Here is a 12,545-nt window from a genome sequence, read left to right on the forward strand (position 1 = left end):
ACTGACGGCCCTTCACGGAAGGCTGGCAGCATGCCTCGTCCCTATCCTCCAGAGTTGCGGGCGCGCCATCGCGCTGATCCGCACCGGCAGGCAGGCCAAACAGACAGCGATGGAACTCGGCATCCATCCCGTCACGTTGTCGAAGTGGTGGCAGGACGACATCGGCAACGAGCGGCGCTCGAGAACGCCGTCGACCGAGTCTGCTGAGTGGCGGGCCGCCCGCCGATGGATCCCCCAGCAGCACAGGGGATGGCTGACGGCGCTGTGTACGACATCCGCCACCTGTCCGCGCTCGTCGCCGACCACGCCCCCCGCACCACGCGAGATCCTCGCGCAGACGACACAGGAGAAGCAGGACCGGGAGAAGGATCGGCTCGGCCTGACCACGCCCGCGCCCCGTCGAATAGGGCCCGCCATGTGGCAGCAGCCAGCGGGCGACGGCCCCCCTCTACATCCTCGCCGCCGACCTCCAGTTCGCCGACATCCCGAACCCCACGGCTCACCCGCGCCGACACCAACAGCTAAGGCCGCCAGATGTGGAAGCTGCCGACCGCAGGCGGCGACTTCTCAAGCAGCGCCTAAAGCCTGCTCCGTGACGACCACGTGGCCGTGAACTGGCCTGAACGCCCCGTTCTTCCCATCCGCGCCCAGCCGTCCGGGCGGAAGCTGACCATCGGCAGCCTGTGGGCCCCTGCGAATCAACGGTCATACCGGGGCGAGCGGCATCCGCCGCAAGGGTGCGCGCTGAACACGCACCCTGTCGCGGGCTGATCCGCCCGCGGGGTCAGCCCATCCCCTTAAGCGGCTCGATCCGTACCGATCGCGGATCGAACGGCGCCCTGCCCGGACGGCCGGGCAGGAGCGTTACCGTGGCCAGCGTCGCGACCACCGCGCGCTGCCGGTCAAGCATCAGATCCTTCCAGGCCCTTGCGGGATCTTCGGCAGTCACGATGTCCACCAGAATGCGCGACCGCCGCAGGTGCGCCATCTGCGCCTCGACGTCAGCCAGCCGGGCCTTGATCCTGCGGGTGGCGGCCTTGAATTCGGCGCCGTCCGCATCGTCGTCATCCGCGAACGCGTCGGTCAGGGACCTGATCCGGGACCGCAGGGCAACGGCCTTCGCCCACAGCTCCCCCGTCCCCGGTGCGCTGTCGTCGACGAGGAGATCGACGGCGTCGGGGCGCGACAGGCGCCGGACCACGTACTCCTCGACGGTGAGGTCGATCGGTCCCGTACCGCGCGCCAGGTGCTTCGTCTTCCGGCACCGGTACAGCGGCTCCGTGCGCCCCCGCGTGCCTTTCGGGCCGCCTCGCGACCCGGACGTCACGGTCGTCCCGTCGTCGCAGACACCGCACCGGGCGATCCCCGACAGCAGCCACCGCCGGCCCGGTCCCGGGCTTGTCGCCCGGCTCTTGTCCTCAAGGACGTACTTCGCCGCCCGCCATGTGGCCTCGTCCACGATGACCGGCCACTTACCCGGGTACAACTCGCCGCGGTACTGACGCAGCCCTGCGTAGCGCTCGTTCAGCAGTACACCGCGGATGGTGTTGTGTGACCAAGGGTTGCCGTTGCGGGTGAGGATGCCCCGCTCGTTGAGGCCCGCGGCCATGCCGGAGAGGGTCGCTCCGGCGAGCAGCGCGTGAAAGCAGTCCTTGACCTCGGCGGCCTCGTCCTCGACGAGCTCCGTGCCGTCCGCGGTGTAACCGAAGCAGCGCGGCCCGCTCGGCGGCACGCCCCGCTCGACGCGCTGGCGCATCTCCCGCTGCTCCCGCTCCGACATCTGCTCGACCTCGAACGTGTCGACCTCGCCGAGGAGGCCGGCGAGGAGACGGCCAGCGGCCGTCGTGAGGTCCAACTCGGGGCCCTTGACGCACAGCACGGACACCTCGTGCCTGCGGAGAATCTCGATTCCCTCGGCCCGTTCGCGCCGGTTCCGCCAGAGCCGGCCGAGCATGTAGACGATGATGACGTCGACTTCGCCGCGCTGTACGGCAGCCATGAGGAGCTCGTACTGGGGACGGTGCTTGCCGTGGGTGGCCGACTTGTCGTTGTCCCGGAAGCGGCGCCCCTGGAGAGGGATTCCGCGCCGTTCGGCCAACTCTGCGGTGTCTTCGCCTTGACGGATGACACCGTCTTCGTCGCCCTCATCCGCCTTGCTGATGCGCTCGCATGACGCACCCTTCGTGTACTTCACCAGGCCGTACTCAAGGTGCCGCCCGCGGCATGGACCCCGGCCGTCGAGCCCGACGGAGAGATCCGTGACGGGGTCTGGGTCGCTGAACTCACCGGCGGCGTGCTCGACGGCTGGCCCAAGGGCATGCGGCTGATCGTTCGGAAGGAACGACCGTACCCCGGTGCCCAGTTGAGGATCACGGACGCCGACGGCATGCGCATCACCTGCTTCGCCACCAACACCACCGGCCAGCCCATCGCCGGGCTCGAACTCCGCCACCGCCTGCAGGTACGGGCCGAGGACCGCATCCGGGCTGCCCGCGCGACCGGCCTGCCGAACCTCCCCCTGCACGACACTGCCCAAAGGATCTGGCTGGAGATCGCGCAGATCGCACTCGACCTGCTGGCCTGGATGCCGATGCTTGCGCTGAAGGGCAAGACCCGGCTCTGGGGACCCCGCCGCCTGTTCAGCCGGGGTGGCCAGCTCGTCACCGCCGGCCGCCGCCACGTCAACGACGCCCTCGAACGGCTCGACCAACTGCTGAACCCAGTCTGACCAGTAGCTTCCCCGTCCCTACAAGCAGCACCATCCGTCTTCGCAGCAGTGGAACCCGGAGCCCACCCGACACGACAGTCGGGCCACCGGCCTGCCCGCGAGCAGCTACGGAACGCGAAACGGTCTGCCGACTCCGTCGGCAGACCGTCACGAAATATCGAGCTCGGCGATGTCTCAGTTGGCGACAGAGCCCCTTCCTGCAACTCATACCAATTGCTCAACTCACCAGGTTCGCCTGTCTGAATGAAGTCGAGAAAGATGTCGGTCACGTCCGCTGGAGTGGTGTATCGACGGCCACTCGGTGATCTCGTTTTGAGGCTATGCGGTGAGTTCGGTGGGCAGGACGGTGTCGTCGGCTTCTGACTCGATCGGGTGGAGGCGGGCCTTGGCGAGGAGGTCGAGACCCATGTAGCGGCGGGCCTCGGTCCATTCGTCGTTCTGCTCGGCCAGGACCGCGCCGACGAGCCGGATGACGGCGGTGCGGTCGGGGAAGATGCCGACCACGTCGGTGCGGCGGCGGATTTCCTTGTTCAGCCGTTCCTGCGGGTTGTTCGACCAGATCTGCCGCCAGATCTCGCGTGGGAAGGCGGTGAAGGCCAGCAGGTCGTGCTGGGCGGCGTCCAAGTGGGCCGCAGCTTTGGGGAACTTGGCCTCCAGAGCGTCCAGGACATGTGTCATCTGGGCCTTGACCGCGTCGGTGTCGGGCTGTTCGAACACGGTCCGCAGCAGGGTGGCCACCCACGGCTGGGCCGACTTCGGCACCTGGCTCAGCAGGTTTCTTGCGTAGTGGGTGCGGCAGCGCTGCCAGGACGCACCGGGCAGCACCGCCCCGGTCGCGTCGACCAGGCCGGCGTGCGCGTCGGAGATGACGAGCTGGACGCCGGACAGGCCGCGTGCGATCAGGGAACGCAGGAAGGCGAGCCAGCCCGCACCGTCCTCGGCCGTGGCGACGTCGATGCCGAGGATCTCGCGGTGCCCGTCGGCGTTGACTCCGACCGCGATCAGCGCGTGGACGTTGATGATCCGGCCGCCCTCGCGGACCTTCTGCGTGAGCGCGTCCACCCAGACGAAGGCATAGGGTCCGGCGTCCAGGGGGCGGTTACGGAACGCGGTGACCTGTTCGTCCAGGTGCTTGGCCATCGCACTGACCTGGGACTTCGACAGCTGGGTCACCCCGAGGGACTCGGCGAGCTTCTCGACCCTGCGCGTGGAGACGCCGAGCAGGTAGGCGGTGGCGACCACCGAGATCAGGGCCTGCTCGGCCCGCCGGCGCCGTTCCAGCAGCCAGTGCGGGAAGTAACTGCCCTGCCGCAGCTTGGGGACGGCGAGTTCGACAGTCCCTGCGCGGGTGTCCCACTCGCGTGGGCGGTAGCCGTTGCGGTGGTTGACGCGTTCCTCGCTGACCTGCCCGTATTCGGCGTTGCAGAGGGCGTCGGCCTCCGCGGACATGAGCGCGTCGGCGAACGTCTTGACCATCGCGCGCAGCAGATCGGGACTCGCCGCGGCGAGATTGTCCTCGGCGAGGGCGTGCAGGGGCAGACTGTCGGGTGCGGTCATCGTGCTGATCTCCTTCGTGACTCGACATCTCGAAGATCAGCCGGTGGCCGTTCATCTATTGCGGGCCTCAGCCAGAAGCCGGAGCAAACCCCCGGATCAGGTCAAACCCGTACACCACTTCCCTGGACGCAACCCAGCAGAACGCGAGGAACCTGCAGCTCAACGGCAATCAAGGGCACGAGAGACAGGCCACCTCTCGCGGAGAGGGAAACCTCTGACCTACGCATTCCATACACAGGCGACAAGAACCCTCTGCGCGGACATTCCAAGGTCGAACAAACGAAGAAACCGCAGGTCAGAGTCCTTACCTGCGGTTTCCCATGGAGCCGCCTTCGGGATTCGAACCCGAGACCTACGCATTACGAGTTGTCCGATCTTGGTCCGTGGACGTCCGAGGACCTCTGCATAGCCTGCTGCACTGCTGGGCAGGTACGGCGGTGGACATCCACGGGCCACGGCGAACGGTGCCAGATCTGGCGTCAATCGAGACCGAAACTGAGACCGTCGCAGACCCGCGTTAGGGTGATGACCGCGGTTCAGTTGAGGACTGCGGCAAGCGCGTCGGCCACGGCTGCCGCGAGGGTGAGGACCGCCGCGAACGCGGTGGCGGCCTGCCTGAGGGCCGCTGGGTACGTGGCGCCACCCAGGCGAGCGAGCTTGCCCGCGCCTGCGGCCACCAGCAGTGCGAGGATCACCACGAGTGTCGCGACAAGCAGAACAACGACGAGACCGGACACAACAAGACTCCCTGCAATCGATGGGATGTTCACGCAGACGAAGGTCTCGGGAAGAGTGTTCGCTGGGGTTCGGCCGGACGAAGATGAACACCGGCGAACACAGCGACAGGGGGCGTGTGGGGTGAGCGACCAAGATGTGCGGGACGCGGCACGCAAGGAACTGCACAAAAAACTGACAGACGGGCTCGCTCGGGCTCGCCTCACAAAGACGCAGCTCGCCCGCCAGGCCAACTTGGGTCGCACAACCGTGCAACAGGCATTCCAGATCGACGGCCCCCTCGCGTCGCCGGAAACGATCGCAGCCCTGGCCCCCTTGCTGCGCCTGTCCGAGGTGCAGTTGCAAGACCTGCGACGCACTGCCGCTGACGAAGCCGCCCCGGTCGCCAGGGAGGAGGGCCCGGGTAAACCCATCCGAGAGTGGAATCCCCATGACTTGGAGATCCACCCTTCGGGAACTGTGCCGGGTGAATGGATCTCCGGCCAAATCCCGATGCGGATGATGCCGGGCTACGTACAGCGGGAGCACGACCGAACTCTCGCCGAAGCGGTCCAAGACGCCGTCAAGGGCAACAGCCGAATCGTGGTTCTCGTCGGGTCTTCCTCAACGGGCAAGACGAGGGCGTGTTGGGAAGCTGTGCAACCACTGGCGCACGAGGGATGGCGTCTGTGGCACCCATTTGATCCCACGCGAGCCGAAGCTGCTCTTGTAGATCTCGAACGAGTTCAGCGATACACAGTGGTCTGGTTGAACGAGGCGCAGCATTACCTTGGCGACCGCCTCGTCGGCGAGCGGGTCGCCGCCGCTGTCCACAGCCTGCTCACCCGTTCCCGCGGCCCAGTGTTGGTCCTGGGCACACTGTGGCCCGAGTACGCCTCTCAGTACCTGACCCTTCCGGAAGTGGGCGAGTCGGACCCGTACAGTCGAGTACGGGAACTGCTTGCCGGCTGCACGGTGACGATTCCGGAGACCTTCGACCAGGCCGCTCTCCGTAAGGCATCTGATCTAGCGAGAGGCGGCGATCAGTTGCTCGCCGATGCTCTCGCCCGCGCCCAAACCGATGGACGAGTGACTCAGGACTTGGCCGGAGCCCCTGAGTTGCTGCGCCGCTACGAACACGCCACGCCGGCGGCCAGGGCGATGCTTGAGGCAGCGATGGATGCTCGCCGTCTCGGCGTTGGCCTTCACCTACCCCAGTCATTCCTAACTGATGCGGCGATCGACTACCTCAGCGACCACGACTACGACCAGCTAGGCCACGACTGGGCGGAAGCCGCGTTCGCCGAACTTGCCCGCCCTGTCCACGGCAAGCAGGCTCCCCTTCGCCGTACCGGGACCCGGCCCAAACGCCGACCACCCGGAAGCCAGAACCCCGATGTGTCGCAACCGCCTGCATCCGGTCCAATGTTCCGCGTAGCCGACTACCTCGAACAGCACGGCCGCGCCACCCGACGCATCGTGTGCCCTCCCGCCTCCTTCTGGTACGCCGCTCACGCGCAGCTCACCCAGGCTCAAGACCTTCACAACCTCGCAAGAGCCGCCGAAGTCCGGCACCGACTCCAATGGGCGCATCACCTCTGGCATCGAGCCGCCGACGCCGGCAGTATTTCTGCCCTGCAGCGAGTTTCAGAGATTCGGGAACGCGCGGGAGACCCCCAGGGAGCAGAGGCGATGGCCTGGCGAGCCGCCAAGGCTGGCCATATCGAGACCCTGGTCAACTTGGCGTGGGTGCGCGAGCAGGCGGGAGACGGAGACGGAGCAGAGGTAATCGTCTGGCGAGCTGTTGATGGTGGTCACACGAACGTCTTGATGGGCCTGGCTCAGACCCATGAGGAGGCGGGAAACCACAAACGGGCAGAGGTGCTTCACCGTCGGGCCGCCGCAGCAGGAAACGCGCATGCCCTGTCCAACCTGGCTCGTCTACGGATGCAGGCGGGGGCGTACGCGGAAGCCGAGACGTTTGCCCAGGAAGCCGCCGACGCCGGCCACACTGACGCTCTGGTCGACTTGGCGCGGATACATGAACATGAAGGAGACCTAGAACTCGCTGAAGTCCTTTACCACCGGGCTGCGAACGCGGGGAACTCGCGCGTTCTGGCCGACCTGGCATGGCTGCGGGATGAGGCAGCGGACTCCGAGGCAGCCGAAAGGTTCGCCCAGCAAGCCACCGACGCCGGCGATACCACCATTTTGTTTGCCCTGGCACAGCGGCGGGAGGAGGCCGGTGACTACAAGGGAGCTGAGGCCATGGCCAAGAGGGCCGTCGCGGCTGGCCAACAGGACACATTCATTCTTCTCGGTGGCATGGTGGAGCATGCGGGAAACCTGAATCGCGCGGTGCACCTATACGCGATGGCCGTTGATGCTGGAAACTCACGGGCTGCGATCGACCTGGCGCGGATATGCGAGAAGTCAGGCGCCGACGAGCAATCTGAAACGCTGTACCGACTAGCCGCGGAACTCGGCCACACACTCGCCCTGGTCAGCCTGGTGCGGCTCCGGGAGAGAGCTGGAGATCACGAGGGAGCCGAAGAGCTCGCTCAGAAAGCCGCCGACGCCGGCCACGCTGACGGCCTGATGAATGTGGCGGTCAAGCGTGAGCTATCCGGAGACACAGAGCGTGCCGAAGCCCTCTACCGACAGGCCGCCGCCGCTGGCCACACACTCGCCCTCGTCAACCTGGTGGAGCTCCGGAAGACATCTGGAGATCACGAGGGAGCCGAAGAGCTCGCCCAGAAAGCCGCCGACGCCGGCCACGCCGCCGAGTTGGTTGGACTGGCGCGGAAGTGGATCAAGTCGGGAGACAAAGAGCGAGCCAAGGCCCTTTACCGGGTCGCCGCCGAAGCCGGCGACCACACGGCTCTGTCTGCCGTCTCGCAGTTGTCGGAGCAGGCGGGAGATTTCGACAGAGCTGAAGAGACAGCGCAGAAGGCCGCAGACGCCAAACGGTTACTCGCACTGGCACAAATACGTGAACGATCAGGAGACACAGAGCGCGCTGAAGCCCTCTACAGAGAAGCTGCGAGGGCTGGCAGCATCATGGCCATGACTCATCTATTGCAGGGAGTGACGGAGACTGGGGACCGCGACGACGCCCAGCTAGTAGCCCAACTTGCCTTTAAATCTTTGTTTTTTGACGACTTGGTCAGGATGCAAGAGGAGGTCGGAAACCATCACGGGGTCGAGTTTCTGTACGGCCAGGCCATAGACGCGGGTGAGATATGGAGGGTTCCTCGTGCACATGAACGATGGCCGCACGGACTCGACCCTGATGGCACTCCCACATCCCCTTGGCAGTGAACACCTTCCGCAGCCGCCGTCACCCATCCGTTTCTTCGACCAACAAGGATTCATTGAGCCCTTTTCAAGCTGGCGGTGCTGACCGCGAGTTGGACTGTCCTGCGCAACGACGAAGCTCCTGGTAGACGGGTTCTCGACCAAGATCACCCGTGTCCGCCAGGAGCTTCGCGTGCTTGTCTACCCTGTGGGGCTCGTAAAGTCGTCGCTGCACGTCGGATCCGTGATCGGCTGCAGCTGGCAGGATGACCCGGTGATCGTCTCGCTGCTGTACAAGGTGGCCCGCAGGCTGCTGTCCGTCCCCGGCGTGCTGCTGCGCCGTGACACTGCGAAGGACGCAGAGGTGCTGGTGCTGCGGCACGAGAACGCCGTGCTGCGGCGGCAGTTGAAGACCCAGGTTCGCTACGAGCCCTCCGACCGGCTGTGGTTTGCGACGCTGTCCGCCCTGATACCCCGTCACCGCTGGAGCCGGGTCTTCCCTGTCACCCCAGGCACGCTGCTGGCCTGGCATCGCCAGCTGATCGCTGCGAAGTGGGACTACAGCGCGCGGCGCGCACGCACCGGTCGCCCGCCCACCGCGGCCGCCCTCAAGCGCCTGGTGCGGCAACTGGCACACGAGAACCCGCGGTGGGGGCACCGGAGAATCCAAGGAGAACTCGCCCGGCTCGGGCACCCCATTGCCTCCTCCACCGTGTGGAAGATCCTCAACGCCGCCGGCCTCGACCCGGCCCCACGCCGCACCGGCCCGACCTGGCGCGATTTCCTGACCGCGCAGGCCGACGGCATCGTGGCCGCGGACTTCTTCCATCTGGACACCGTGCTGGGGAAGCGTCTGTACGCCATGGCGTTCCTGGAGCACGGCACCCGCAGACTGCACGTGACCGGGGCGACCGCGCACCCGGCGGCCGCGTGGGTGGTGCAGCAGGCCCGCAACACCGCCGTCAGCTTCGGCGAACGCGACCGGTCACCGCGGTTCCTGCTGCGCGATCGGGATGCGAAGTACACCGCGGCCTTTGATGCCGTCTTCGCAGCGGAGGAGGCCGAGGTGCTGCTCAGCGCACCCCAGGCGCCGCGGGTGAACGCGCACTGCGAGCGAGTGATCGGCACCATCCGTCGCGAAGCCCTCGACCACGTCCTGATCCTGAACGAGGCCCACGCCACACGGGTACTGGCTGAGTTCGCCCGGCACTACAACACGCATCGGCCGCACCGTGCCCGGCACCAGCGACCTCCCGAGGCCACCGAGCCGACCACCCCCGTCCACAACCTCGAAGACCACAGACTCCTCCAAACCCGTATCCTCGGCGGCACCATCAACGAGTACCGATATGCGGGCTGAGCAGCAGCGATGACTTTTCGAGCCCCACAGCCAAGCGCAGTGGACGAGCGGACTACTTGACGCCGACCCGGGTGTGGACGCTCGTCGAGTTGAGGTGGTGCGTATCGGGGGACTGGTAGGCGACATACCAGGTGCCGCTGTTGGTGTCCTTGGCACTAAGGCTGTACTGGCCGCGGGTGTCGGTGGTGGCCGTTGACATGAGGTGCCAGGTCTTGCTGCCGGACGGTTGGAACCACAGTCGCACGGTGGCGTGGCCGTAGGCGTGCCATGTTCCCGCGGCAGACTGCTGGAGGTTCCCGGAGAAGGACAGCTTCTGGTTGTGGCTCGCGTGCGTGGTACTCGGTCTGCCGCCGGTGATCCGGGTGGGAGTGCGCAACAGGTGCACCGCCTTGCCGGTGACGGGCAGCCAGTCGCGGTTGCCGAGGAAGGAGACACGCCAGTAGCCGTTGGCGTTGCCGCCCTGGCGGACGCCGCAGAGGAATTCGTCCTTGCCGAGGCCCTGTCGTCCGACCGTGGTGGTAGCCGCGTCGCGCCAGGTCTTGCCGTCGGCGGAGTACTGCACCCGGACCGTGGTGCCGGCGGGCGGGGCACCGGCCTGTCCCAGGGTGAGACGGCCGGCGATCCGGCCCTGGCCCGTGGCGTCCTGGGAGATGCTGAGGCCGGTGAACTGGGCTCCGTGCTGGGGAATGTGGACGCGGACGCTTTCGACAGGGCTCTGCTGCAGGAAGTCCGTCGCCTCGTCACGGACCTGGTAGGCGCCGGCCTGGGAGATCGGGATGGCGAATGCTCCACGGTCGTCGGTGAAGCCACTGGAGATCCACTCGGAACCGGTCTGCGGGCCTGACAGGTCGAAAAAGGTGCGGGGAGCGGGGAGCCAGACGTCGCCGGCCTTGCGCTCCACGACGCCGGTCACGGTGGCCGCGCCGGCGGGGACGTCGACGTCCGATGGCGAGGTCAGCCGGATCCGGGTGGGTTCGGACGCGGGAAGGTCGGGCTGGGGGAGGTAGGCATACGCGTGGGTGTGGGTCCAGCTGTCCTCGCGGACGGGCTCGTATTCGCCGAAGGTCTGGATCGCACCGCCGGCGTCGAGCGAGGTCGTGAAGGTGCCGTCGGCAGCCGTCGTCGCCTTCGGCGAAGAGCCGCTGGTGTTGTTGTAGACGGACACGGTGGCGCCCGGGAAGGGGCTGACCTGGCCTGTGCCCGGGTCGGTCAGGGTGAGGGCCCCCTGGACGGTGACGGTCCGGTGGTCGAAGTCGAAGTTCGACGGGACCGTCTGCGTGTATGAGCTGAAGTGAACGACCTGTTGGTACTCCACCGTCCCGCCGGCGGGCAGCGTGACGTCGTAGCCGTGGTCGTCGCGAACGTCCAGCGCAACCCGGTAGGCACCGAAGGCAGGCAGCACGACCGGGGCCGTCGCCCGCCACACATGCGCGTCCGTGTATGCGAAGTCCGTCACGGTGAGTACGGGTGCCGCGCCCGTGGGCGCGTTCAGCGGGTAGAAGCGGGCGGTGAGCGATGTGACGGTTGCGTCGTCGCCGGACGACCATGCGGAGACACGGAAGTTGGCACGGTCATTGGTGTAGTCGAAGGGGGAGGCGGCTGCCCAGGGCAGACCCGACACCCTCTTGGTGAGTGTCACGGGACCCTGTCCGTCCGGCGCAGCGGGGGCGTCGCCGACTGTAGCCGGTCCCGTGGCGTCAGCCGTCGGCGTGTCGTCGGTCGTCACGGGCGTAGGGCTTGGCACCGAGGTCTCGGCCAGGGCCTGCCCCGGCAGGGCCAGCGTGGCGAGAAAGCCAGCCGCGACCGACGTGGAGATGAACAGGCGTGGTCTCATGTAGAAGTCCCCCCGGACAGCGAGTTGTGCATTTGTCATGCGCAGATCGGCAGCGCATCGTACCGTCCCACCGCCGCCTGGCGAAGGCCGGGCTGGATACCAGCGCAGGCAAGGTGTCCGCAGTGGGCCGGAACGCCTATACCGTGTTCGGTTACCGTTTGTCGCGCCGGTTGCGCGACGGCCTGCCGCCCTCCTTGTGAGCCAGTTCGAGGGGCATCCCATAAGTTGCCCACGTGCGCAACGCAGGCGATTCACCGGCTGCCGCATCACCCGTTTGAGTGAACGGAAAGTCGTACCCCAACACCACGGCGTACCTACTGGGCATCACGCGAAGGATCGTCTGCGTAAACCGCGTCAGCGAACCGGATTATCTCCTGCGGGAGGATCTTCGCCAGCACCGGCAGCGGCGTCAGCCATGACCCCCGCGAGAATGCCTCCCCCAACAAATGACCGGCACGCGGCAGGCCGACTGTCTTCGCCACCTCGGTCAGCGCCTGTGCCTGCCGGTCCGGGTCAGTGATGGTGCGGGCGATTTGTTCGGCGTCTGCAGCCAGTCCGGCAGCCCGCTCGCGGTCACCGCCCACAGCCACCGCCCAAGCCACCCCGGCCAGTGCCCGCGCCCGCTCCCGCGGGTCCATGATGGTGCGGGCGATTTGTTCGGCGTCTGCAGCCAGTCCGGCAGCCCGCTCGCGGTCACCGCCCACAGCCACCGCCCAAGCCGCCTCGGCCAGCGCCTGCGCCCGATAGTCCGGGTTGGTGATGGTGCGGGCGATTTGTTCGGCGTCTGCAGCCAGTCCGGCAGCCCGCTCGCGGTCACCGCCCACAGCCACCGCTCCAGCCACCCCGGCCAGTGCCCGCGCCTGCTGCCGGGGGTCGGTGATGGTGCGGGCGATCTGCTCGGCCCGCTTGTGGCCACCGGCGGCGGCCACTGCTTCAGCCACCGCCGCCAGTGCCCGCGCCCGCTCTCGACGGGTGGTGAGGGCTCGGGCGATCTGCTCGGCCCGCTTGTGGCCACCGGCGGCGGCCACTGCTTCAGCCACCGCGGCCAGTGCCCG

At 67.2% G+C, this 12,545-nt stretch carries 6 protein-coding genes and 3 pseudogenes; 4 read left to right on the forward strand and 5 right to left on the reverse strand.

What is annotated here, in order from left to right:
- Positions 1-30 precede the first annotated feature (30 nt).
- Positions 31-238 (forward strand): annotated as a pseudogene (locus ACFZDK_RS26070) (transposase); the annotation flags it as partial.
- Between the two features lie 546 nt (positions 239-784).
- Here the strand turns inward: ACFZDK_RS26070 and ACFZDK_RS26075 are convergent.
- Positions 785-2,194 carry a recombinase family protein gene (locus ACFZDK_RS26075; protein ID WP_390976502.1) on the reverse strand — a complete coding sequence of 470 codons (1,410 nt, stop codon included), beginning with the start codon at positions 2,192-2,194 and terminating at the stop codon, positions 785-787.
- On the opposite strand from ACFZDK_RS26075, the pseudogene ACFZDK_RS26080 reads away from it, so the two are divergent.
- Positions 2,189-2,728, forward strand: a pseudogene (locus ACFZDK_RS26080) (transposase); the annotation flags it as partial. The gene ACFZDK_RS26075 and the pseudogene ACFZDK_RS26080 sit on opposite strands and share 6 nt — an antisense overlap.
- Before the next feature lie 318 nt (positions 2,729-3,046).
- Here the strand turns inward: ACFZDK_RS26080 and ACFZDK_RS26085 are convergent.
- Both ACFZDK_RS26085 and ACFZDK_RS26090 read right to left on the reverse strand, forming a co-directional pair.
- Positions 3,047-4,285 (reverse strand): IS256 family transposase, encoded by a 1,239-nt coding sequence (locus ACFZDK_RS26085; RefSeq protein ID WP_390976100.1) that lies wholly within the window; start codon positions 4,283-4,285, stop codon positions 3,047-3,049.
- Between the two features lie 536 nt (positions 4,286-4,821).
- Positions 4,822-5,022, reverse strand: a complete 201-nt coding sequence (locus ACFZDK_RS26090; RefSeq protein WP_390976102.1) for a hypothetical protein — start codon at positions 5,020-5,022, stop codon at positions 4,822-4,824.
- A gap of 25 nt (positions 5,023-5,047) precedes the next feature.
- On the opposite strand from ACFZDK_RS26090, the gene ACFZDK_RS26095 reads away from it, so the two are divergent.
- Together ACFZDK_RS26095 and ACFZDK_RS26100 are read left to right on the forward strand one after the other, a co-directional pair.
- Positions 5,048-8,320 (forward strand): hypothetical protein, encoded by a 3,273-nt coding sequence (locus ACFZDK_RS26095; protein WP_390976104.1) that lies wholly within the window; start codon positions 5,048-5,050, stop codon positions 8,318-8,320.
- A 250-nt stretch (positions 8,321-8,570) separates the two neighbouring features.
- Positions 8,571-9,656 (forward strand): integrase core domain-containing protein, encoded by a 1,086-nt coding sequence (locus tag ACFZDK_RS26100; protein ID WP_390976504.1) that lies wholly within the window; start codon positions 8,571-8,573, stop codon positions 9,654-9,656.
- 52 nt (positions 9,657-9,708) lie between these two features.
- On the opposite strand, the gene ACFZDK_RS26105 is transcribed toward ACFZDK_RS26100, so the two are convergent.
- Both ACFZDK_RS26105 and ACFZDK_RS26110 read right to left on the reverse strand, forming a co-directional pair.
- Complete coding sequence (locus ACFZDK_RS26105; protein WP_390976106.1) at positions 9,709-11,490, reverse strand: hypothetical protein; 1,782 nt, start codon at positions 11,488-11,490, stop codon at positions 9,709-9,711.
- 314 nt (positions 11,491-11,804) lie between these two features.
- Positions 11,805-12,545: pseudogene (locus ACFZDK_RS26110) on the reverse strand (hypothetical protein); the annotation flags it as partial.

It is taken from the genome of Streptomyces sp. NPDC007901, from assembly GCF_042959465.1.
Lineage (GTDB): Bacteria > Actinomycetota > Actinomycetes > Streptomycetales > Streptomycetaceae > Streptomyces.

Bases quoted from the DNA above. Each gene is read 5' to 3' on its own strand.
- ACFZDK_RS26085 (WP_390976100.1), bottom strand. From the start codon at position 4,285: ATGACCGCACCCGACAGTCTGCCCCTGCACGCCCTCGCCGAGGACAAT.
- ACFZDK_RS26095 (WP_390976104.1), top strand. From the start codon at position 5,048: ATGTTCACGCAGACGAAGGTCTCGGGAAGAGTGTTCGCTGGGGTTCGG.
- ACFZDK_RS26105 (WP_390976106.1), bottom strand. From the start codon at position 11,490: ATGAGACCACGCCTGTTCATCTCCACGTCGGTCGCGGCTGGCTTTCTC.